Raw genomic sequence first — 21692 nt, 5'->3', positions numbered from 1 at the left:
AAGGGTGACTATTGCAATGAAAAGACGTGTCCAGTCAAATAGATAAGTACGGCAGCCGGCTCCCAACGCTCTTATCGTGCATCAACTCTTCGTATCGCCATGCATCAGCCTGCTCCCATCCCTGCAATATTCAGCAGCAACGACATTTGTTGAGGATCGGCGTCGTGATCGAATGGCAGCACGCCCAGCAGCGGACAACCCAGCCGCTGCTCCAACGTGAACACATTTTCATCAAATGCCGCCATGTGAACATCGATACGGTTCGCGACCCATCCCGCGAGCGGCAGCCCGGCTGCGCGCACCGCCTGGGCGGTCAATAGCGCCTGATTAAGACAGCCTAGCTGCATCCCTACAACGAGGATAACCGGCAAACCCAAAGCCTTCGTCATGTGGCTGATATCCTCACGCTCGTTGAGCGGCACAAGAAAACCACCGGCGCCCTCGACGATAACAATATCGGCAATTTTCTGCAATTCGCGGCAGGCGCGGCGGATGGTCAGGATATCGATTAGAATGCCCGACTGTTTCGCCGCGATATGCGGGGCGATCGGCGCAACCAGTGCATAAGGATTGATCAGTTCACGCGGAGCTTTGACATCGCTTGCCACGCTAAGCATCTCCACGTCCATCCATCTGCCGTTCTCGCAACCCACCGCAACAGGCTTCATGCCTACTACCGACTTGCCACATGCGCGAAACGCGTACAGCAAGGCACAACTCACCAGAGTTTTGCCTACACCTGTGCCGGTGCCGGTAACGAAATATCCTGACGGCATAAAGGAAGGATTATATAAGGCCGAGTTGTCGTCTGAGCTCGGGCGTAATGATGGGCGTTCGCGGCTGCGGCTTCCAGGCGTGGCCGTAAATCACTTCAAAGGTCGCCGGAAGCTTTCCTTCTTTCCGTAAGGTCTCATAGCGGTTAATCGCATTTTGCCATGTGGTTTTTCCGGTCAAACTGCGCCGTCTCCCCTCGGTCGCATTGTGAGCACCGATAGCTTTGAGATCCTGCATCATGCTCGTTACGTCGTCATAGGTGAGCGTGATATATTCCATATCCATCACAGGCGTGGCAAACCCGCTGTGCACCAGCATGTCCCCGATATCGTGCATATCCGTAAACCGGTTGACATGAGTGTATTGATCGACGCCACGAAAAGCCTGGCGCAACTCTTTCAGGGTATCGGGACCGAATGTGCTGAACATGAATAAGCCGTTAATTTGAAGGACGCGGTGCACCTCGGTTATTGTTTGTTTGAGGTCGTTGCACCATTGCAGGGCCAGATTCGACCACACCAGGCCAGCGCAGGCATCCTTGAAAGGCATCTGCTCCATGTCTCCGCTCACATAGAGGGTCTGGTTCCCGCGAGTTGTCAGCTGTTTCCACCATGAAACCGGGGGACGTGCCTGCAAATGCATCGACATTGCAATATCTATTGCCAGCATCCTGGCAGCGGGATAATGCATGAGCAGTTTCCGCGTACCATACCCCGTGCCACTGCCAGCGTCGAGAATGACATCCGGAGCATACTTTATATAATCGAGGCGTGACAGCATCCGGTTGCACACTTCTCGTTGCAGGATGGCCGCTTGGTCGTAATGGGCGGCGGCTCGTTCGAAGGCGTTCCTCACCCGGCGTTTATCGATAATATGGTCGTAATTCATTGAAACATTTACCTGGACAGCTGCACTATGCCTTTTATAAATTGATCAGGGTGAGACAGAAAAGGCGCGTGACCGCAACGCGGCAGCATTATCAGTTTCGATTCCCGTAATTGTTTGTTCATCCATTTCGCTGCGTCCGGATGAGTGATCACGTCATGTTCTCCGTGTATCACCAATACCGGTTGCTCGATATATTTGAGTTTCTCACGCACATCGCTGGTAAGCAGAATCTGTAACCCAGCTTCCAATGCAGCTTCATCCGGGTCCCTTCGTTCAGCCAAACTCTTGCGCAACTGCGACAGCGTTGACGAACTATCGCTGCCGCCGCTCACCTGCAAGGTGAGAAACCGTTTCATGGTGGTCGCATAATCGCGCTTCAAATTCTGCGCGAACAATTGCAGCATTGAAGTTTCCATTCCCCATAGCCAGTCTTCACGTTTAACGAAACAGGGTGTCGTTGAAATCAACGCGAGTTTTTTGACACGCATCGGCTCGCGCAACGCAAGTTCAATCGCTATCTCTCCGCCCAGCGACCAACCGCAAACAATGCAGCTTTCGGGCAGAATTCGCGCTACGGATTCGGGCATGCGATCCAGTGTGCCCACTTGCGAATCCGATGTGCAAGCGGGACTGAATCCGTGGCCCGGTAAATCCACCAGGTGCAGATGGAAATGCCGCGCCAGACGATCACGCACACCGCGCCAGACACCGCTGTGCATGGCCCATCCATGCAGCAAAACCAAGTTTGGGCCGCAGCCTGCGCCAAAAGATTCAATGTGAAGGCTCATCGTTGCATGAATAATATTAAACGCTACGATCCAGCTCTCTCAACGCTTCTCCCAGCCGCGCAACGTCCTCCATTGTGTGCGAAGCAGACAATGAAATCCGTAGCCGTGCCGTCCCTCGGGGAACTGTAGGCGGACGAATCGCGGGAACCAGAATTCCGCTTGCGCTTAATGCTTCGCTGATTCGCACAGCCTGGTCATTCTCACCGATGATAAGGGGTTGTATAGGTGTGGCCGAGGGTAGCAACCGCCAGCGCAATGATTGCAATTCGCGCTTGAGGGCTGCGGCAAGCTGTACCAGCTTTTCACGCCGCCATTCTTCTTCCTCGATCAACTCCAGGCTTTTCAATAAAGTGTGGGCTAACAGCGGCGGAGCCGCAGTGGTATAAATATAGCTTCGCGCATGCTGAATAAGAGCTTCGATAATCTCCGGCTGTGCGGCGACGAAAGCGCCGGATACGCCTGCCGCCTTGCCGAGCGTCGCCATATAAATGATGCGCGGCGAACGGATATTGAAATGAGCCATGGTTCCCCGCCCCTGCGACCCAAGCACGCCAAAGCCATGCGCATCGTCAAGCATCAGCCAGGCGTTATATTTTTCGCATAGTTCCAGCAGGCGAGCGGCAGGCGCGATGTGCCCATCCATGCTGAACACGGCATCGGTCAATACCAGTTTGCGCCTGGCATGCGATGCAGCCAGTTGTCGCTCCAGCGCAGCCAGATCAAGATGGGGACCACGGCTGTAGCGGCTGAACTTGGCGCGTGAAAGCAGCACAGCGTCGTTGAGTGAGGCATGATTGAGCTTGTCGCAAAATATCGCATCGCCGCGGCCCATCAGCGCGGTCACCGCCCCCGCGTTTGCCATATACCCGGTGGAAAACAGCAACGCGCGAGGCAACCCTGTGAATCGTGCCAGCGCTTGTTCCAACGCATGATGTGCGGAAGAGTGCCCACTGATGAGATGGGAGGCGCCTGCACCAATTCCGTATCGCCTGGCGCCTTCACATGCTGCCGCGATCAATTCCGGATGAGCCGCGAGGCCGAGATAATCATTGCTGCAAAACGCGAGGTATTCACGTCCGGCAATCGAAACATGGGCATGTTGCGGACTTTCCAGGGTCAGACGGCGGCGGAACAGATTCTTCTTCTCGCGGCTGTGCAGTTGCTCGCTTAGCTGTTCGATTAAATCATTGTTCGTTCCGGTAACCAGGTTGGACACGGCTGTGAGGATCTATATTGAACGAAGCCCCAGCTTATCGAACAGGGATTTGTCTCGTTCAGCCTCGGGATTGCCGGTGGTAAGCAATTTATCGCCGTAGAAGATTGAGTTGGCCCCGGCAAGAAAACACAGCGCCTGCACCGCATCCGACATTTCCCGCCTGCCCGCCGACAGCCTTACCATTGCTTTGGGCATGGTAATGCGCGCGGCCGCGATCGTTCGCACGAATTCCAGCGGGTCCAGTGACGCCGTGCCATGCAATGGCGTGCCTTCCACCTGCACCAGATGATTGATGGGAACGGATTCGGGGTAGGGATCGAGATTAGCCAGTTGAGCGATCAGGCCGGCACGGGCATGGCGCGATTCCCCCATGCCAACGATGCCGCCGCAACATACATTGATCCCTGCGTCACGCACTTTTTCCAAAGTGTCCAGTCGGTCCTGATAACCGCGGGTGGTGATAATCTCACCATAAAATTCAGGCGATGTATCAAGGTTATGGTTGTAGTAATCGAGTCCCGCTTCGCGCAGCTGCTCGGCCTGTCCTGGCTTCAACATGCCTAACGTGGCACAGGTTTCAAGCCCCAGCGCTTTTACGGCGCTAACCATTTCTACCATTTTTTCGATGTCTCGCTGTTTGGGCCCGCGCCACGCGGCGCCCATGCAGAAACGCGTGGCCCCCTGTGCCTTGGCTGCGGCAGCGGACTCAACCACCTCGCCGAGCTGCAACATATCCTGGTTATCGACATTCGTGTGAAAACGCGCCGCCTGGGGACAATAACCACAATCCTCCGGACAGCCCCCCGTCTTGACCGAAATCAGCGTGGACAACTGCACGGCATTGGCATCGTGATGCTGCCGATGAACCCATTGCGCGCGATAAATCAAGTCGCTGAACGGCAAGTTCAGCAATGCATGAATTGCTCCAACGCTCCAGTGTGGCAGCTCGGGCGCCGCGCCAGCAATATCCGCAGCCTGCTTGCCACCCGTGCTGCCTGAGTGCATTTCCCCATTCTCAGTCGTGTTGGGATGAAGCTGGCTCATACTGTACCCCTCGTTTGGCATGCTTTTCATCATATGGTTGTGGTTGTTCGTGCCTGCGCTACAATGCCTGCTGGGTAGGAACCCAGCTCATCCGGGCTTAAGCCAAATCATCGGGGATTCCGCTACCGATGTCAATTTTTTAGCTGGCATTATTGAACAACGGATTAAATGTTATGCAGTCCTGGTTCAGGAAGAAGTGCCTGCTCTGCGAGGCCACTTCGGATGGTGATTTTTGCCGTCCCTGCCGCGATAGCCTGCCTCACTTACCTACAGACATCTGTATGGTATGTGCGCTACCCGTGAAGGGATCGCAAGTCTGTGGTGCCTGCCTTGCACACCCGCCTGCATTCGATCGCAGCATTGCAGCGTTTGAATACGCTTTTCCGGTAGACGCATTGCTTCAGGGGCTCAAGTATCGGGCTAACCTTGCCATGGCACGTGTTCTGGCCGATTTGCTGATCGCGCGAATAGGCCCCGTTGAGTTACCGGAATGCGTCGTGCCCATGCCGCTGCACCCTGTCAGGCTGCGTGAACGGGGATTCAATCAGGCACTGGAAATCGCTCGCCATGTTTCTAAAAATACCGGAGTCATGTTGCTGCCTGATGTCTGTCAGCGCATCAGGGATACCCCTTCACAAACTGTACTGCCATGGAAAGAACGCGAACGAAATATCCGAGGCGCCTTTACCTGTGAAGCCGACCTGGAAGGCAAGCATATCGCTGTGCTGGATGATGTGATGACCACGGGTGCCACCTTGAATGAATTGGCGAAAGTCTTGCGTAGACGCGGGGCTGCCCGTGTGAGTGGATGGGTGGTCGCCAGAACGCTACCTGGTGCGCTTCCATCCGCCTCATGAGCTTCCACGGATCAACATTTTGGATGTAATCCTTTATCAACCCGAAATACCGCCCAATACCGGTAACATCATACGGCTTTGCGCCAATACCGGTGCAAACTTGCATCTCGTCAAGCCGTTGGGATTTGCTCTGGAAGACAAGCAATTAATGCGCGCCGGGCTGGACTATCATGAATTTGCCAGCCTGTCCATTTATGAAAACTGGCAGGACTGCACCACGCGTATGCAGGGCCGCCGGATTTTCGCCGTCTCAACCAAGGGAAAGCAACGCTACGATTTAGCCAGGTATGCGAGCGGAGATGCGTTTTTATTCGGGCCGGAGAGCCGCGGGTTACCGGCCGCTATATTGGAAAGCATCTCGCCACAGTGCCGCATACGCGTGCCCATGGTCGCCGGAAGCCGCAGCCTCAATTTATCCAACACGGTCGCAGTGGTGATCTATGAAGCGTGGCGGCAGATGATGTTCGAGAATGGCCAGTAGAACAGTATGAAGATATCTGGTTACAACCGAACGCTCTCGATAATATTCGATCAGCAATCCGGCTCAGTAATTTTCCGTCTTGGGTTCGCGGTTGAGCAGCGCCTCCACCGCTAGCCTTGCCGGCACGCCGTCATGAAGTATGCTGCTTATCGCTTTTGTGATCGGCATCTCAACTTTCAGGTCCCGGCTTAGCCGTAGTACTTCCGCCGCCGTATGCACCCCCTCGGCTGTGTGTCCCAGTGCCCGCAGGATGCCCGGTAAAGGGTGGCCTGCCGCAAGCATCAGGCCCACTCGGCGGTTGCGCGACAGATCGCCGGTACAGGTGAGTATCAGGTCACCCGCACCCGTTAAACCCATGAATGTTTCCATTCGGCCGCCGAGCCTCAGGCCGAGCCGCGCCATCTCCGCCAAACCCCGCGTAATCAGCGCGGCTCGGGCATTGTGGCCAAAACCCATGCCGTCGGAAATACCCGCGGCGATGGATATGACATTCTTTACCGCCCCGCCCGTCTCCACGCCGATGATGTCGTTGCATGAATAGACACGCAGCCGCGGGGTGTGCAATTGCGCGGCGACATGCTTGGCGAATTCTTCGTTATAGGATGCCAGCGTCAAAGCAGTGGGGAGGCCCTGCGCGACCTCCTGAGCGAAGCTGGGCCCCGACAATACGGCGCAAGGCGCCACGCCGGCGTATTCCTCCTGGGCTACCTGGTGAGGCAGCTTGGCGGATTGCATCTCGAATCCCTTGCAACCCCACACTATGGGTATGGCCTTTCCGCAAGCAGCAATGCCACGCAGGGTCTCACGTAAACCCGCAGTGGGTACAACGACCAAGGCGAGTTCCGCAAACTCAACAGCAGCGGCCAGCGTTGAGGTCAACCGCAGAGAATCAGGCAGGGCAAAGGCGGGAAAGTAGCGCCGGTTGATACGCTGCGAAGCAAGCTCGGCAAGATGTTCCGGGTCTCGCGTCCACAAAATCACCTGATGGGAAGAGTTAGGGTTGACGCCGAGGCTGATGGCCAGCGCGGTGCCCCATGCGCCAGCACCCAGAACGGCGATCCTCATGAACCCCAGACCTGATTCGTCCTGATGTAACCGACCTGACCGTCACGGTGCCGCACCTTGACCCAACCATTTGCGGCGGGCTCCAGCAGTTCCATCACCACATTTTGCTGGGCCTGGAATACCAGCGGAGAGTTTACATTGGCAGCCTGGTAGGCTTCTGCCTGTGGCGCAGTAACGATTACGTAACGCTTCTCGCTTAATTCCTTTTCTTCTACCCAGGCGAGGGTGCCGCCGCTATCGCGTACCTTGACCCAGCCTTCGACCTTCACCACCGCCTCTACCGGGAGATGTCGACTCGCTACATATAATTTATCGGCTTTGAGTGATGGCGCGTCATACATGACGACCGCGTTGTCCTTTATCGAAAAAAACTCCAGCGCGGCGAACGCAGCTACCGGATAGGTCAACACCGCAGTTCCGGCCACTGCCGCAACCCGGCTATAGAAGATCAGCCTGATCAGGTGACGCCGGTATGCAAGCAGCGCTTGAGCATATTTCATTTTTAATGCGTTACTTTTTGTGGCTCTTCAGCTGTTTCCCCTGGCGTGGCACTTTTCTCGGCCTGTTGCTTTCCTTGATGGTAGAGCGCTTCAAAATTTACCGGATTTAAAATAACCGCATGAAATCCGGCACGGGTAACGATATCCGAAACGCTTTCACGCAAGTAAGGAAAAATAATATTGGGACAGGCAATACCCAGTACGGGGTCCATATCCGCTTCCGGCACATGGCGAATCTGGAAAATACCTGCCTGCTGTACTTCCACCAGAAACATGGTCTTATCCTTGACCTTCGCGGTGACCGTTATCGTCAACACGACTTCATACATACCTTCGTCGACACGCTCGCCCTTGGTATGGAGCTGAATATTCACCTCCGGTGTTTCCCGCTCAAGAAAAATTCTGGGCGCATTTGGAATTTCCAGGGACAAATCCTTGACGTAAATCTTTTCGATGCTGAACACGGGTTGCTGCTGCTGGTTATTCATATCGGTTTCCATAAGTAATCAAATGGGCGTGGTTGATGATAGATATTATTTTGCGGTTATTATTTTGACCGCTGTGAGCAACGGTTTTGGAAAACCATGCGCCCGAGGCAAATCAGACAAGCTCCCTTGGTGGGGATATACCCTGTATAAGACATAAGATATCAGGCATAAGGCGCCATCAAGCGAAGCGCATCGCACAGTATGGAATTCCCCCCTAGCCGCAGTGCCGCGTTTCACGCGGTACCACGTTTTTTGGCACAGGCGCTGCCTAATCCCTGAGATTGCCTGGCTCACCATTGCCAGCTTGCCGTTCCCTGGAACCTTTTAGCAAGTCTCCATGAACGCATTGTGGGTAAAATCAGGGATTCCCCAGCTCCAGCATCACGCCGCCAGCAATTTCATTAATCCATCGCTGCGGTCAAGCTTCGCCAGGTCGTCGTAACCGCCAACGTGAGTGCCGCCGATGAATATTTGAGGAACCGTGCGGCGTCCGGTTTTTTCCATCATCTCGGCGCGGCGCGCAGGCTCCAGATCAACACGGATCTTTTCGATTTCCGTCACGCCGCGCGCGCGCAGCATGCGCTCCGCCATTACGCAGTAGGGGCAAAAAGCGGTGGAATACATGATAACCTTAGTCATAGATAGACCTGCTCATTTCTTCACTATAGGCAAATTTGCCTGCCGCCATACGTCGATACCGCCTGCAAGATCGTGCACGTGCGCAAACCCATGGCTACGCAAGATCGAGCCAGCTTTACCCGTAGTGTTAACGCCGCTGCGATGTATCATGACGATCGGCCGGTCCTTGAATTTTTCCAGTTCAGACAACCGCTCTTCAAGCTTATCCGCAGGGATATGCTTCGAGTTGGGTATGTGGCCCGACGCGTATTCACTTCCCTCGCGCACATCCAATACCAATCCATCCTTATAATTGATAAGTTGAACTGCCACCATTGTGCCTATCTCATGGCGGGGCCGGCGCAGCAGCTGCCATAGCAAAATACCGCCACTCGCGGCGGCGGCAACGATCAGGGCAATATTATTCTGAAAAAAAGTCGCTTCCATGCTCTCTCCGTTTCTCAACAGGCGATTTTATCAGAGACGCGTATGTTGCGGAATTCTGTCGTTCCGGCTGCAGCTTCAAATCAAGGGAGCAGCGGGCAACAGTTTGAAACTTCATAAGCCGGAGTGGCCTCTGACTTGTCCAGAAGTTCCTCAACATTAATAAAAAAGTCCCCGCAAGTCATCCTGCTTCTATCGCATGCTGCGCCCGGGCGCAAAATGCATTAAAATTACTATGGAATTTCAGATTACTTCACGTAAAATCTCATCCTTTTTGTAAAGAACGATATGAAAAAGCTCGTTCTCCTGCGCCATGGAGAAAGCACATGGAATAAGGAGAATCGTTTTACTGGCTGGACCGATGTCGATTTATCTCCGAAAGGTCTGCAAGAAGCCAGCTACTCCGGCCGGTTGCTGCGCGAAAGCGGGTTTGAGTTCGATGCCGCCTACACCTCGGTATTGAAACGTGCGATTCGTACACTCTGGATTGCGCTGGACGAAATGGATCGGATGTGGATTCCCATCTATTTATCCTGGCGATTGAATGAGCGGCATTACGGGGCGCTGCAGGGCCTGAACAAGGTTGAGACCGCACTTAAATATGGCGAAGAGCAGGTACGGATCTGGCGGCGCAGCTACAGTATCAGGCCGCCCGCGCTAACCCCCGAGGATGATCGCTACCCTGGACGTGATCCCCGTTATCGCAACTTGGCTCCGGAAGACTTACCGCTGACTGAGTGCCTGGAAGATACCGTGGCCAGGTTTCTACCCTACTGGAACGAAACCGTTGCGCCCCAGGTCCAAGCGGGGCAACGCATACTCATTTGCGCCCATGGAAACTCGCTGAGAGCACTTGTCAAGTATCTCGATAATCTTTCCGAACAGGAGGTCCTCGAACTGAATATACCCACAGGAGTTCCGCTGGTGTATGAGCTTGATGACAACCTGAAACCCATCCGGAATTACTATCTTGGCGATCAGGCAAAGATCGAGCAGGCCATGCAGGCCGTGGCGAACCAGGGGAAGATTTTACCTCAGCAGTGAGCCCGGTCGCTTCCAGGTAGTCGGCATTACGCCAAGGGATTCGATTTCTTCATTGGCGATATCTTGAAAATCACATTCTTGAACGCTACCGGCTTATGGTTAGGTACACTTCGCAAGTTTATCCCGGCTTGCGCACTCATGCTGGCACAATTCCCTCATACGCTCTCCGCCGCACCAAGGGTTGATAAGGAAGACTTGAAACAGCTACGCAGCCGGATCGAAACGCTGCAGAAGGAACTGACGGATACGGAAGAGTCGAAGTCGGAAGTGGCGGATGCCCTGCGCCATTCCGAGCGAGCCATCAGTGTTGCCAACCGCAGATTGAGCACGCTAGGACAGGAGCAGCGCAAGGCCAGCGATAAACGCAGCCAATTACAAGCGCAATCCGAACAGGTGGCAAAGAATATCGAAGCGCAACAGTCGCAACTGAGCAAGTTACTCTACCGGCAGTATATAGCTGGAAGCGGGCAAAAAGAATACCTGGGGCTTTTACTGAATCAACAGGAACCCAACCAGATTGCGCGCAATATGTATTATTATGGTTATCTCTCTCGTGCGCGAATGGAAGGCATTGGCACGCTTCGCGTGAATCTTCAACAGTTGGACTCGCTCACGCGCGAAAGCCGCGAGAAGAGTGCGGAACTGGCGGTGATCCAGGCTAGACAAGCTGAATCCAAAAAGGAACTTGAACGCGAAAAAACCGAGCATGCAAATTTGCTCGCACGTATTTCACTGCAGGCTGACCAACAGCGGCGGGAAATCAGCAAACTCAAGCAAGACGAAGAGCGGCTTTCCCGCCTGGTTGAAAAACTCGCCAAGTTGCTCGCGCGCAAGAATCGCCGTACTCCGCCCGCCCCCCCTGCCTCCCTGAGCAATGACAGCTTACCTGACGCATCGACGGACGGGAGACCGTTCTCGGCATTGAAAGGCCGTCTGAGTTTGCCGGTGCGTGGGGAACTTGCCAACCGTTTTGGTAGTCCACGCGCTGATGGGGGTCTTACATGGAAAGGATTGTTCATCCGTTCGGCTGTCGGCGAGGATGTGAAAGCCATCGCGACTGGACGAATAGTTTTCGCCGATTGGCTGAGAGGATTCGGCAATCTTCTGATTGTGGATCATGGCGGCAGTTACATGAGCCTCTACGGCAATAACGAAACCATTCACAAGCAGGTCGGCGACTCCGTCCGCAGCGGCGATACGATCGCGAGTGTGGGCAATAGCAGCGGTATCGACCCGGATGCGGGTCTATACTTTGAATTACGCCATCAAGGCAAACCGTTTGACCCTTTGATCTGGGTCAGAATAAAATGAGAAACGCAACAAAATTGATAGTGTGGAGAGTTTAATGGGTAACAAAATGCGGCAATTCGGCTTGGTGATTTTCGGCGCGATCGCTGGCGTAATGCTCAGCCTCAATTTTTCTGCTGTCGCCAATAAGGAAACCCAGGAAGTCCAGCACCCTCTTCCGGTTGAAGAGTTACGTGCATTCACTGAGGTATTCGGCCGTATCAAAAGCGATTACGTCGAACCGGTCGAAGATAAAAAACTGATCACCGAGGCCATCAATGGAATGTTGACCGGTCTCGATCCACATTCAGCCTATCTCGACGTGGACGCATTCAAGGAACTGCAAATCGGAACACAGGGGGAATTTGGCGGACTGGGCATAGAAGTAAGCATGGAAGACGGCTTCGTCAAAGTCATTTCGCCAATCGAGGATACTCCTGCGTTTCGCGCTGGAATCAAACCCGGCGACCTGATCGTCAAGCTGGACGAGACGGCTGTCAAGGGACTGTCTCTCACGGACGCGATCAAACGGATGCGCGGAAAACCCAACACCCCGATCACCCTTACGATATTGCGGAAGGGCGAGACCAAACCCATGGTGTTTCAGCTGGTGCGCGCAGTCATCAAGATCCAAAGCGTCAAATCCAAAATGATCGAGCCTGGATATGCATATATACGGATTACCCAGTTTCAGGAGCAAACCGGCGAAAATCTGACCAAGGCCATCGATAAATTATTCAAGGAGAGTCCCGTGCCGATGAAGGGCTTGGTGCTGGATCTACGCAACGATCCGGGAGGATTGCTGAACGGGGCGGTAGCGGTTTCGGCTGCCTTTCTGCCAGCTAACTCGCTCGTCGTATATACCGATGGCCGCACCGACGACGCCAAGATGAAGCTGAAAGCCAGCCCCGAATTCTACTTGCGCGACACAAAGAATGATTATCTGAAGCGGCTGCCGTCGGCAATCAAAACCGTGCCGATGGTTACGCTGGTGAATGCCGGTTCTGCTTCCGCTTCGGAAATTGTCGCCGGCGCGTTACAGGATCACAAGCGTTCCATCGTGATGGGCACACAAACTTTCGGCAAGGGATCAGTACAAACCATTTTGCCGCTGGGCAATAACACGGCTATCAAGCTCACCACAGCACGTTATTTTACGCCAAATGGCCAAGCCATCCAGGCTAAAGGAATTACGCCTGACATTCTGGACGAATCCGCGAAAGACGAGTCCGAGCGTTTGCGCGAAGCCGATCTGGATCGTCATCTGTCCAATGGAAAGGCGGAAGAAATGAAGCTTGACCTTGAGGCAGTGAAGAACGCGCCGAAGCCGGTTATCAAACCGCCAAAACCCGAGGTAGAAGAGGATAAAAACAAAAAACGTGAACCACCTGCCGAATTCGGTTCAAGCGGTGATTTGCTGCTGACCCAGGCCATGAATTATTTCAAGGAAGGCGCGGCAAAGAAAAACTCCGCAAAAATCGCCAACTGAGCCTGAACTGTTGTCAACGAGGAAGACCGTCTGAACGACATGTCTACGGTCACCCTTTCAGAAACTGAAAGATTATCTGAGCCCGGATAGTACGATAATGGTGCGGCGCAATGAGTTTCACTTTGCGCCGCATACCCATCGGGGCCATATTTATATCTTATTTATATCTATTTGTAGCGCAAACCAATCCATAAGCTGCTGTTGCATCCCGGCTGGGAGTACCGATATCCCGCCCGGTTCTCCAATAGCCGTGCCGCTACAATGAACGACAAACAGCTGCTGCGCTACAGCCGGCATATCCTGTTGCCCCAAATCGGCATACAGGGGCAGCAAGCTTTACTTAGATCACATGTGCTGATAGTCGGCGCCGGTGGCTTGGGCTCTCCCGCCGCAATATACCTTGCTGCAAGCGGTGTAGGTAGACTGACCATTTGCGACAATGACAAGGTTGACCTGACCAACCTTCAGCGGCAAATCGCCCACAGCACCGATCGCGTTGGCATACCTAAGGCAGATTCCGCAAAAAAAAACCTTGGGGGCCTCAATCCCGAAGTTGAGGTGATGGCGCTGAACGAGCGTATGGACGAGGAGCGGTTACTTGCATTGGCGACGGACGCCGATGCCGTGGTCGATGCCAGCGATAACTTCCCCACCCGATACGCCATCAATCGTGTCTGTACCATCCTGAAGAAGCCGCTGATATCGGGCGCGGTAGTGCGCTTCGATGGACAGGTGGCCGTATTCGACCTGCGCCATGCACACAGCCCTTGCTATCACTGCCTGTTTCCCGCTGACGGGGAAGATCAGGACATGCGCTGTGCAGTGATGGGCGTATTTGCTCCCCTGGTGGGAATTGTCGGATGTGTGCAGGCTACTGAAACGTTAAAAATTCTGCTGAATATTGGACAAACGCTGAATGGCCGTTTGCTGTTGCTCGACGGGCTGACTATGAGGTGGCGTTCAGTAACGCTGAATAAGGATGCATCCTGCAGGGTCTGCGGACCGATGGCTGAAGAAACGGCCGAATACCCTAAATAACCGGATAATTGGGCACCTCGACATTTCGGTCAGACGCCGAAGCAGCGTGCGTGAACGCCTCGCGCAGGAACAACTGCCCGCTCTGGGCTTCCCAATATTCCATCGGATCGCGCTTGAAGCCGCTTTTCGCAAACTGGTGCCAGCGACCCGCTACGTAACACATCAGCAGGTTTGCCTGAGCTGAAACATCCATATCTGCCGCGAGTTCCTTCTCGCTGGCTGCGAAGCGCAGCACTTGTTTCAATGTCGCCTCAAGGCGGTCATGCAGTTGATTGATGCGTATTTGCAGACGATCATTCTCGTTCACCAGCGCATCCCCGATCAGTACCCGTGTCATGCCTGGGTTTTTCTTCGCGAAACCGAGTAATAACGATACGATGCCTTCGACCTGTTTGATGCCGCTTTTCTCTTCGCCCGTCAGCTTGTTGATGAGGCAGAACAGGGTTTTTTCGATGAATTCGATCAATCCCTCGAACATCTGAGCCTTGCTGGCGAAGTGCCGGTAGAGCGCGGCCTCGGAAACACCGAGCTTGGCCGCCAGCGCCGCCGTGGTGATTTTTTCCGCTCGGGGACTTTCCAGCATTTCTGCCAGAACTTGCAGGATTTGGTCTTTTCTTTCGCCGGGTCTGCCTGGCATGGATTTCTCAGCTCGCTAATTCTGCCGTTCCGATATTAATAACAACCATGCATGTACCCGTACTGGCGCCTGCTTCAGTTCGCTTTGATCAGGGTTCCGACACCCTCATCCGTCAGCACTTCCAGGAGCAACCCGTGCTCCACGCGTCCATCGACAATATGACAGGATTTGACCCCCCGTTTGACCGCATCCAACGCTGAACTGATTTTGGGTATCATGCCTCCCGAAATGGTGCCATCGGCCACCAACTCGTCCACCCTCTGCGCCGTCAGTCCGGTAAGCAAATTGCCATTCCTGTCGAGTACGCCGGGCGTATTGGTAAGCAGGACCAGTTTCTCCGCGCACAATACCCTGGCCAGTTCGCCCGCCACCAAATCGGCATTGATATTGTAGGATTCGCCATTTTTACCCACCCCAATGGGAGCAATCACCGGAATGAAATCGCGTGTTTCAAGGTGCTCAATCAGCGCCGGATTGATGCTTTCGATTTCCCCAACCTGGCCGATATCGATCCATTCACCGGCATTTTCCTTGTTTTGCATAAGCATTTTTTTTGCGCAAATAAAATTGCCGTCCTTACCTGTCAGGCCTACCGCCAAGCCTCCTTGCTGATTGATGAGATTGACAATTTCTTTATTGACCACGCCCCCCAGCACCATTTCCACCACATTCATTGTTTCCGCGTCGGTCACGCGCATTCCCTGGATGAACTCGCCATGCTTGCCGATCCGTTTCAGCATATCGTCAATCTGGGGACCGCCGCCATGAACAATTACCGGGTTCATTCCCACCAGTTTCAACAATACCACATCGCGGGCGAAGCCCTGTTTGAGGTTTTTCTCGATCATGGCATTGCCGCCATATTTAATGACAATGGTTTTGCCATGAAAACGACGGATGTAGGGCAGCGCTTCAGCCAGGATTCTGGCTTTATCTTTTGCGGTCGACGAGGATAAAGGCATAAATTATTCGCTATGAACTTTTAATTAGCTTATTTGAGATCGCAGGCGCGGAAAAACCCTTATTCTTGAGCGCGTGCTCGAGGCTGGAATTCCTCCTAAATCTTACCCTGCGCATCCAGGCCCGGAGCGGAAACGCCAGTCGTCCTGGGAATGCTATTGTTAGGCACATCAGGTAATGGGTCGAAATAGCGGTACAACATGGGCACCACCACTTTCGTCATCACGGTCGCTGTGATCAGTCCACAGATCACCACGATGGCTAGCGGCTTCTGCACTTCGGAGCCGAGGCCGGTAGCAATCAGGAATGGCGCCAGACCCAGTATCGTAGCCGCGGCAGTTATCAATACGGGACGGAACCGCGCCTCGCAACTGTGTTTTACCGCTTCGTCGACGCTCAACCCCTGCTCTCGCAATTCCTTGATAAAGGAAATCAATACCACGCCGTTCAATATTGCAACGCCCCACACCGCGATGAAACCTACCGTCGCGGGTACCGATAGATATTCGCCAGTGATGAAAAGACCGATAACACCACCGACAGACGCGAATGGCAAGGCCAGAAAGATGAGCGTGGCAAGCTTGACCGAACCGAACAACATGAACAACAGGAAGAAGATTGCGGAAAAGGTAATGGGTACAACCACTCCGAGTGTCGCCATAGCGCGCTCCATATTCTCAAATTGTCCCCCCCACACAAAATAGTATCCGGTCGGCAGCTTGACTTCCTTCGCCAGGCGCTCCTGTATTTCGGCAACGAATCCGCCCAAGTCCCGGTTATGCACATTGGCGCCAACCACCACGCGGCGTTTGGCAAATTCGCGCGAAACTTGCGCCGGACCATCGATAACCTTGATATCCGCCACCGCGCTCAGCGGCACCAGCATACCGCCGCGGGCAAGAGCGCCACCCGGGCCAGCCGTGCCGGGCGGGCGCAGCAGAAGATCGCGGATAGCCTCGACGTCATGACGGAACTGCTCTGGAAAACGCAGGAGGAGCGTAAAGCGCCGCTCGCCCTCGAATACCTGGGTGACTGCCTTGCCGCCAATAGCGGTTTCGATGAGCTCGTTCACGTCTGCAACATTGAGCCCGTGGCGAGCGATGGCGCGGCGGTCGATGTCAATGGTCAGCGAATGCTGTCCGGACAACCGCTCGATGCGCAGATCTCGCGCACCGCGCACGGATTTTACAATACGTGCCACCTGTTCCGACAGCTTGCGCAACTCTTCCAGGTCATCGCCGAAAATTTTTATGGCGAGCTGTGAGCGCACTCCGGTCACCATCTCGTCCACGCGCTGTGCAATGGGCTGCGACAATACAATCTGAACACCGGGCAGGATCGCGAGACGCTTGCGGATATCCTCTTCGATCTCTTCCTGAGTGCGGCCGGATTCCGGGTCCAGGTTCACGATGGGATCCGACTCGTTCTGTGACGCCGGATCGGCAGGCGATTCACCACGGCCGAGCTTGGATACCACACCTTGCACGCCCGGCAACTCGGCGATCATTTTCATTGCCTCAGTTTCCAGTTTGATCGATTCGTCCAGCGAAATCGAGGGTACACGGATGATCACGGGCGTTACCGCGCCCTCCCTCATAATCGGAATGAAGGATTTACCTAGCAAGGGATACAAACCTACCGCCAGCAAAAGAGAGCCTATTGACACCAACGCGGTACCCTTCGGGTTCCTTAATGCTAAATAAAGCAGGCGCAGGTAAAGAGCCTTGAGGAAGACCACGATTTTGGTATCCTCCTCGCTGCCGCCCTTCAGGCCGTAGTCGCACAGCACCGGCGACAACAGTACCGAAACAACCAGCGCCACCATAAGTGCGATGGAGATGGTGACAGCAAGCGGACTGAACATCTTGCCTTCCATGCCTTGCAGCGTCATCAGCGGCAGGAATACCAGGACGATGATGATAATGCCATAAATAACCGGGGAACCCACCTCGGCTGCCGCCTTCGCAATGGTCTCGATCTTTGGCTCGCCCGTGCCGTGCGCATGGCTCAGACGTAGGAAGATATTTTCAACCACCACCACAGTAGGGTCCACCATCAGCCCGATGGCTATTGTCAGGCCGCCTAGCGACATCAGATTGGCTGGAATCCCCAGATAGTTCATGATCATAAAAGTGACCAGCGGCGTGATGACGAGTGTCGCACACACGACCAGGCTCACGCGCAAGTTACCCAGCAGGACGACCATTACCAGAATTACGAAGATCATGGCCTCGATCAACACGCGGTATACCGACTCCAGCGCGGCATCCACCATGACGGTACGGTCATAAAAAGGCACGATCTGGAGCCCTCCCGGCAACAGCTTGCGCTCGTTGATCTCGGCAACTTTTTCCTTTACCCGCCCGACTATCTCTTTGGCATTTCCGCCGCGCAACATCATTACTATGCCCGCGACCGCTTCGGTATAGCCATCCTTGATGCTGGCACCCTGGCGCACCTCGGTGCCGAACTTGACCTCAGCCACGTCACGGACGAACACCGGCACCCCGTCCACTTCTTTAATGACGATATTGCTGATATCTTCCAGCGTACGGATCAAGCCCACGCCACGGATCAGGTACTGCTCCGCATGCATCGTCAGGATATTGCCGCTCGCATTCGCGTTGTTGCTGGCAATAGCACGGTCAACCTGCGCCAGGGTGAGGTCGTAGTGGCGCAGCCGGTTCGGATTGACGAGCACGTGGTACTGCTTGGCGAACCCACCAATGGAATTGATTTCCGCCACTCCCTGGATCGAGCGCAGCATCGGCCGCACGACCCAGTCTTGCACCGTTCGACGCTCGGTCAGCTCCTCGACAGTGAGCGCGCGCTGACCATCACTGGGATGGTCGAGGGTGTATTGGTATACTTCGCCCAAACCCGTGGACACGGGCCCGAGCACTGGTCTGATGCCAGGAGGCATTCTGTTGGATACCTCAATCAGCCGTTCCATCACCAGCTGACGAGCGAAGTACACGTCGGTCCGATCGGTAAACACCAGAGTAATGATCGACAGACCGCTCTTGTTCAGGGAGCGCATCTCCACGAGCCCTGGCAAACCGGTCATGGCGATTTCGACCGGAACCGTGACCAGCCGCTCAATCTCCTCGGGACTCCGGCCTATCGCCTCGGTGGCGACCTGCACCTGAATATTGGTTACATCGGGGAACGCGTCGACAGTCAGCTTCTGCGCCGCAAAGATGCCGGCGACGCAAAGCGCCAGCGCGACGACCACCACGAGCAGGCGCTGCCTGAGCATGGTGCGTACAATTGCCGCAAGCATCGCCTAACCCATCTCGGCGAGCTTGCGCTCGTTGTCCAGATGAAAGGCTCCGTCGACCACGATGCTTTGATCGATGGTAAGCCCCTTCAGTATTGGACGCATGTCGGCCACTTCGGGACCCAGCTCGACAGGCACACGGAGAAATCGGTTGTCGCCCTGAGCGAGAAATACATAATCCTGGTTACCTTCCCGAACCACGGCGCCTTCCGGCACAACCAGGCTTTTAGCCGGATTATCGGTGATGTGCATGGTGGCAAGCATCGAAGGCTTGAGCTTGCGCTGGGGATTTTCCACCACTGTCCGCACCATTACGGTGCGAGTCAAGGGGTTGACCGTATCCGCCACGAAAATGATGAGGCCGTCGAAACTCATATCACCCAATGCCGGAACGTGGATTTCCACATGTTGCCCGACGCGCACATTGCCGGCAATTTGCTCCGGAACATCACCGATTACCCATACCGAGGAAAGATCAGCTATCTGAAATAACTGATCGGAGGGCTGTACCACCTGGCCGATGGCGACATTTCGCTCGATGACGATTCCACCCTTCGACGACTTGATCGCAACTGACGGGATGATATGGCCCTCTTTTGCCAACTCCTTCAACGCACCGCTATCCACCCCCAGCAGGCGCAACTGATCCATTGCGGCGCCCAGCTCGGCACGGGCTACCTGCAACTCCGATTCGCGCCGTTCCACTTCAGCGACAGCGATAACGTCGGCAGCAAGCAAATGATGAGCGCGCTCGGCTGCTTTTTCGGCCAGCTTGGTCCGTGATGACGCGCGCAGATAAGCCAATTGCGCCTGTGTCAACTCAGGGCTCGCCAGGCGAGCCAAGGGGTCTCCGGCGCCAACGTTGTCTCCCAGCATGGCATAGACCTCGACAATGCGGCCGGTGACATTGGCGCCCACGCGGACGAGCCGGTGCTCGTCCACCTCGACCTGGCTGGGCACCTGCAGCTTATCGGCGAGATTGACCAGCGTGGGTTTTCCGATCCTGATGCGCTGCATTTTGTCACGATCGAGGATAACGACGTTTACATCGACCGGCTCCTGTTGCGCACCCTCCTCTTTTTGGGACGCCGGTTGCTCCCCGCCATTGCACGCAGCTATAAATGAGGCGAGAATTAAAATGCAACCCGTGATCAATTTTTTAGACTTCATTCGAGCGGTTGCTCCTTGGGATAATATGCGCGCAGGCGGTCGATTTCGGCGGCGGCCGCCTGTAAATCAAAACGTGCCTGCAATGAGTCTGCCAGTATTCCCCGCAACACACGCTGAGTATCCAGTACATCGATCAGGCCGCGCTCCCCGAAACGATAAGCAGCTTCGGCAATACGCAGCGCCGACTCGGCCTCCTTGATTATCCCTCCCTCGAACATCTCCACCCTGCGCTTCGCAATCTGCAAGGCCTGCCAGGCCGATTCGAGCAATTGGCCAATTTCATACCGGCGATATTCCAGCGTCTCCCGCACTCGCGCGGATTCCGCAACTGCGGCGTCGATTTCGCCGCGGCGGCGATAAAAAATAGGAATGGTTACGTTCAACCCCACCAGATTGGAGGTATATTGGAATTCCTGAAAATTGCTGTACAAGACCTGCATCGAAGGCAGTACCGTAGCGCGTTCCTGATCGATTCGCAGACGAGCCCGGTCCGATTCAGCTTGCAAACGCAACACATCCGGGTTGACAGCCGGAACCTCCTGACGCAATTCCTCAAGCGCAGGCAGGTTGACTGGATCGAACAGGGAAGCGTTTATCTCGAAATCAGGCTTTAAGCCGCCTGCGGTAAACTGCATCAGCGCGACCCGGGCCCGTTGTGCATTGAGCAGTGCTGCCTCTTTTCGGCTGGCTGCGTTTAATACTTCCGCATCGGCTCGGACCAACTCGAAACGCGCCGTCTCGCCGACTCCCACACCGACCTTGATACGCCGTCTCACCTCCTCCATCAGGTCGACAACACTGCCTTCCATGCGCGCTATTTCCTGGCGCAGTAACAGCTCATATGCACGTACCCGCAATTGCGCCGCCAGGTCCGCGCGTACCTGATCAAAGCCTGCGCGACTGGCATCCACCCCCGCTTCGGCGGACCCGATACGCGCACTTCGTAAGAATGGATTTTCGATGGTCTGGGCGACCGTTACCTGACGATGATAGTTGGCTGGCAATCCGGCAGGAACGCGCGCGTGCTGAGGGCCGCCCGCCACCGTCACTTGCGGATTAGGGTAGGCTGCGGCGCCGATCACACCCGCCTCGGCAGCATCCACCTGGGATTGCGCTGCACGCACGAGGCCGTTGGCCCGCAATCCCAATCGCTGCAGGTCCTCGATGGAGAGCGCGCCAGGCGATACCGGAGCGGGGGGAGAAGCACCCGGTATGGCAATGGGCGGAATTTCGCCGGGCTTGGTGGCGCGTTGAGAAGGAGGCGAAGGCGAAAAGGTAAAAGGTACAGCGGGCCCGAGTTCAGAAACCGGTGGTGCAACGGGTGGTGCGGTGATTATCGGTATAGTCGTAGTTTGTTGAGCTAAGCCAGCCCCAAATGGCAAAAGGAGGATTTGGCTCAGTAAAACCCGGCAGAGAGTTGCTGTTTGCATGTACTACCTTGATATATTCCCGAGTTGCTTACTTCGATCGCCGGGAATGATCTGAAAACTCATACATATAGCTCGGATTTGGTAAGGGCGGTGAGAAGGAGAGGCTAGAAGAGGCACATGACCGCCGTAACCACAAAAGTTGTCAAATATCGAGAAGCCACAACACCCTAGCCCTTCCAAAAGAGCCATCGGTG

21 protein-coding genes are annotated in these 21692 nt (G+C 54.9%); 6 read left to right on the top strand and 15 right to left on the bottom strand.

Features of this window, described 5'->3' with window-relative positions; all coding sequences use genetic code 11:
- Positions 1–104 precede the first annotated feature (104 nt).
- From bioD to bioB, 5 genes are read right to left on the bottom strand one after another with little or no spacing between them, the layout of a single operon-like run.
- The gene (gene bioD, locus BMX00_RS12295) at positions 105–776 is read right to left on the bottom strand and encodes a dethiobiotin synthase (protein WP_090829314.1); all 672 of its coding nucleotides are present in this window, start codon (positions 774–776) and stop codon (positions 105–107) included.
- A 10-nt stretch (positions 777–786) separates the two neighbouring features.
- Positions 787–1662: a malonyl-ACP O-methyltransferase BioC gene (bioC, locus tag BMX00_RS12290; protein WP_090829313.1), complete on the bottom strand. Its 876-nt coding sequence runs from the start codon at positions 1660–1662 to the stop codon at positions 787–789.
- Positions 1663–1670: 8 nt separating this feature from the next.
- Positions 1671–2450 carry a pimeloyl-ACP methyl ester esterase BioH gene (gene bioH, locus BMX00_RS12285; protein WP_090829312.1) on the bottom strand — a complete coding sequence of 260 codons (780 nt, stop codon included), beginning with the start codon at positions 2448–2450 and terminating at the stop codon, positions 1671–1673.
- Positions 2451–2466: 16 nt separating this feature from the next.
- Positions 2467–3666, bottom strand: a complete 1200-nt coding sequence (gene bioF / locus BMX00_RS12280) for an 8-amino-7-oxononanoate synthase (RefSeq protein ID WP_245728039.1) — start codon at positions 3664–3666, stop codon at positions 2467–2469.
- Positions 3667–3678: 12 nt separating this feature from the next.
- The gene (gene bioB / locus BMX00_RS12275; protein WP_245728038.1) at positions 3679–4710 is read right to left on the bottom strand and encodes a biotin synthase BioB; all 1032 of its coding nucleotides are present in this window, start codon (positions 4708–4710) and stop codon (positions 3679–3681) included.
- 173 nt (positions 4711–4883) lie between these two features.
- Between bioB and BMX00_RS12270 the strand changes: the two genes are divergently transcribed.
- Positions 4884–5567 (top strand): ComFC family protein, encoded by a 684-nt coding sequence (locus BMX00_RS12270; protein ID WP_090829311.1) that lies wholly within the window; start codon positions 4884–4886, stop codon positions 5565–5567.
- A 16-nt stretch (positions 5568–5583) separates the two neighbouring features.
- Complete coding sequence (locus BMX00_RS12265) at positions 5584–6048, top strand: tRNA (cytidine(34)-2'-O)-methyltransferase (RefSeq protein WP_090829336.1); 465 nt, start codon at positions 5584–5586, stop codon at positions 6046–6048.
- Between the two features lie 63 nt (positions 6049–6111).
- Here the strand turns inward: BMX00_RS12265 and BMX00_RS12260 are convergent, their stop codons facing one another.
- From BMX00_RS12260 to BMX00_RS12240, 5 genes are all read right to left on the bottom strand, one after another.
- Positions 6112–7113, bottom strand: coding sequence for an NAD(P)H-dependent glycerol-3-phosphate dehydrogenase (locus tag BMX00_RS12260; RefSeq protein WP_090829310.1), 1002 nt, complete (start codon positions 7111–7113; stop codon positions 6112–6114).
- A complete protein-coding gene (locus BMX00_RS12255; RefSeq protein WP_090829309.1) occupies positions 7110–7613 on the bottom strand; it encodes an SH3 domain-containing protein in 504 nt (167 codons plus the stop codon). Before BMX00_RS12255 ends, BMX00_RS12260 begins: the two co-directional genes overlap by 4 nt.
- Before the next feature lie 2 nt (positions 7614–7615).
- Positions 7616–8101, bottom strand: a complete 486-nt coding sequence (secB, locus tag BMX00_RS12250; protein WP_090829335.1) for a protein-export chaperone SecB — start codon at positions 8099–8101, stop codon at positions 7616–7618.
- Positions 8102–8482: 381 nt separating this feature from the next.
- Entirely contained in the window at positions 8483–8740 is a 258-nt protein-coding gene (gene grxC, locus BMX00_RS12245; RefSeq protein WP_090829308.1) for a glutaredoxin 3, read from the bottom strand.
- Between the two features lie 12 nt (positions 8741–8752).
- Positions 8753–9166: a rhodanese-like domain-containing protein gene (locus tag BMX00_RS12240; RefSeq protein WP_090829307.1), complete on the bottom strand. Its 414-nt coding sequence runs from the start codon at positions 9164–9166 to the stop codon at positions 8753–8755.
- A 285-nt stretch (positions 9167–9451) separates the two neighbouring features.
- On the opposite strand from BMX00_RS12240, the gene gpmA reads away from it, so the two are divergent.
- The 4 genes from gpmA (at position 9452) to BMX00_RS12220 (ending at position 14021) form a co-directional block, all read left to right on the top strand.
- On the top strand, positions 9452–10207 hold the full coding sequence (gpmA, locus tag BMX00_RS12235) for a 2,3-diphosphoglycerate-dependent phosphoglycerate mutase (RefSeq protein WP_090829306.1): 756 nt from the start codon (positions 9452–9454) through the stop codon (positions 10205–10207).
- A 63-nt stretch (positions 10208–10270) separates the two neighbouring features.
- A complete protein-coding gene (locus BMX00_RS12230; protein ID WP_245728037.1) occupies positions 10271–11518 on the top strand; it encodes a murein hydrolase activator EnvC family protein in 1248 nt (415 codons plus the stop codon).
- Between the two features lie 34 nt (positions 11519–11552).
- On the top strand, positions 11553–12983 hold the full coding sequence (locus BMX00_RS12225; RefSeq protein ID WP_090829304.1) for a S41 family peptidase: 1431 nt from the start codon (positions 11553–11555) through the stop codon (positions 12981–12983).
- A gap of 261 nt (positions 12984–13244) precedes the next feature.
- Positions 13245–14021: a HesA/MoeB/ThiF family protein gene (locus tag BMX00_RS12220; protein ID WP_090829303.1), complete on the top strand. Its 777-nt coding sequence runs from the start codon at positions 13245–13247 to the stop codon at positions 14019–14021.
- Here BMX00_RS12220 and slmA read toward each other — a convergent pair.
- The 5 genes from slmA to BMX00_RS12195 all read right to left on the bottom strand — a co-directional run bounded on the left by slmA (position 14014) and on the right by BMX00_RS12195 (position 21498).
- Positions 14014–14658, bottom strand: coding sequence for a nucleoid occlusion factor SlmA (gene slmA, locus BMX00_RS12215; protein ID WP_090829302.1), 645 nt, complete (start codon positions 14656–14658; stop codon positions 14014–14016). The genes BMX00_RS12220 and slmA overlap by 8 nt on opposite strands.
- A gap of 74 nt (positions 14659–14732) precedes the next feature.
- On the bottom strand, positions 14733–15620 hold the full coding sequence (gene argB, locus BMX00_RS12210) for an acetylglutamate kinase (protein ID WP_090829301.1): 888 nt from the start codon (positions 15618–15620) through the stop codon (positions 14733–14735).
- A gap of 95 nt (positions 15621–15715) precedes the next feature.
- Complete coding sequence (locus BMX00_RS12205; RefSeq protein ID WP_090829300.1) at positions 15716–18901, bottom strand: efflux RND transporter permease subunit; 3186 nt, start codon at positions 18899–18901, stop codon at positions 15716–15718.
- Between the two features lie 3 nt (positions 18902–18904).
- Positions 18905–20068: an efflux RND transporter periplasmic adaptor subunit gene (locus BMX00_RS12200; protein ID WP_090829299.1), complete on the bottom strand. Its 1164-nt coding sequence runs from the start codon at positions 20066–20068 to the stop codon at positions 18905–18907.
- Positions 20065–21498, bottom strand: a complete 1434-nt coding sequence (locus BMX00_RS12195) for a TolC family protein (RefSeq protein WP_090829298.1) — start codon at positions 21496–21498, stop codon at positions 20065–20067. The genes BMX00_RS12200 and BMX00_RS12195 overlap by 4 nt, the downstream gene beginning before the upstream one ends.
- Positions 21499–21692: the final 194 nt, after the last annotated feature.

This window comes from Nitrosovibrio tenuis, from assembly GCF_900109785.1.
Lineage (GTDB): Bacteria > Pseudomonadota > Gammaproteobacteria > Burkholderiales > Nitrosomonadaceae > Nitrosospira > Nitrosospira tenuis_A.
The sequence above is the reverse complement of the archived record's forward strand: the minus strand, read 5'-3'. Positions and strand labels throughout refer to the sequence as shown.

What these genes read in the sequence shown, in the direction of transcription:
- bioD (WP_090829314.1), bottom strand. Translation starts at nt 776, where the DNA reads ATGCCGTCAGGATATTTCGTTACCGGCACCGGCACAGGTGTAGGCAAA.
- bioC (WP_090829313.1), bottom strand. Translation starts at nt 1,662, where the DNA reads ATGAATTACGACCATATTATCGATAAACGCCGGGTGAGGAACGCCTTC.
- bioH (WP_090829312.1), bottom strand. Translation starts at nt 2,450, where the DNA reads ATGAGCCTTCACATTGAATCTTTTGGCGCAGGCTGCGGCCCAAACTTG.
- bioB (WP_245728038.1), bottom strand. Translation starts at nt 4,710, where the DNA reads ATGAGCCAGCTTCATCCCAACACGACTGAGAATGGGGAAATGCACTCA.
- BMX00_RS12270 (WP_090829311.1), top strand. Translation starts at nt 4,884, where the DNA reads ATGCAGTCCTGGTTCAGGAAGAAGTGCCTGCTCTGCGAGGCCACTTCG.
- BMX00_RS12260 (WP_090829310.1), bottom strand. Translation starts at nt 7,113, where the DNA reads ATGAGGATCGCCGTTCTGGGTGCTGGCGCATGGGGCACCGCGCTGGCC.
- BMX00_RS12255 (WP_090829309.1), bottom strand. Translation starts at nt 7,613, where the DNA reads ATGAAATATGCTCAAGCGCTGCTTGCATACCGGCGTCACCTGATCAGG.
- secB (WP_090829335.1), bottom strand. Translation starts at nt 8,101, where the DNA reads ATGAATAACCAGCAGCAGCAACCCGTGTTCAGCATCGAAAAGATTTAC.
- grxC (WP_090829308.1), bottom strand. Translation starts at nt 8,740, where the DNA reads ATGACTAAGGTTATCATGTATTCCACCGCTTTTTGCCCCTACTGCGTA.
- BMX00_RS12240 (WP_090829307.1), bottom strand. Translation starts at nt 9,166, where the DNA reads ATGGAAGCGACTTTTTTTCAGAATAATATTGCCCTGATCGTTGCCGCC.
- gpmA (WP_090829306.1), top strand. Translation starts at nt 9,452, where the DNA reads ATGAAAAAGCTCGTTCTCCTGCGCCATGGAGAAAGCACATGGAATAAG.
- BMX00_RS12225 (WP_090829304.1), top strand. Translation starts at nt 11,553, where the DNA reads ATGGGTAACAAAATGCGGCAATTCGGCTTGGTGATTTTCGGCGCGATC.
- BMX00_RS12220 (WP_090829303.1), top strand. Translation starts at nt 13,245, where the DNA reads ATGAACGACAAACAGCTGCTGCGCTACAGCCGGCATATCCTGTTGCCC.
- slmA (WP_090829302.1), bottom strand. Translation starts at nt 14,658, where the DNA reads ATGCCAGGCAGACCCGGCGAAAGAAAAGACCAAATCCTGCAAGTTCTG.
- argB (WP_090829301.1), bottom strand. Translation starts at nt 15,620, where the DNA reads ATGCCTTTATCCTCGTCGACCGCAAAAGATAAAGCCAGAATCCTGGCT.
- BMX00_RS12205 (WP_090829300.1), bottom strand. Translation starts at nt 18,901, where the DNA reads ATGCTTGCGGCAATTGTACGCACCATGCTCAGGCAGCGCCTGCTCGTG.
- BMX00_RS12200 (WP_090829299.1), bottom strand. Translation starts at nt 20,068, where the DNA reads ATGAAGTCTAAAAAATTGATCACGGGTTGCATTTTAATTCTCGCCTCA.
- BMX00_RS12195 (WP_090829298.1), bottom strand. Translation starts at nt 21,498, where the DNA reads ATGCAAACAGCAACTCTCTGCCGGGTTTTACTGAGCCAAATCCTCCTT.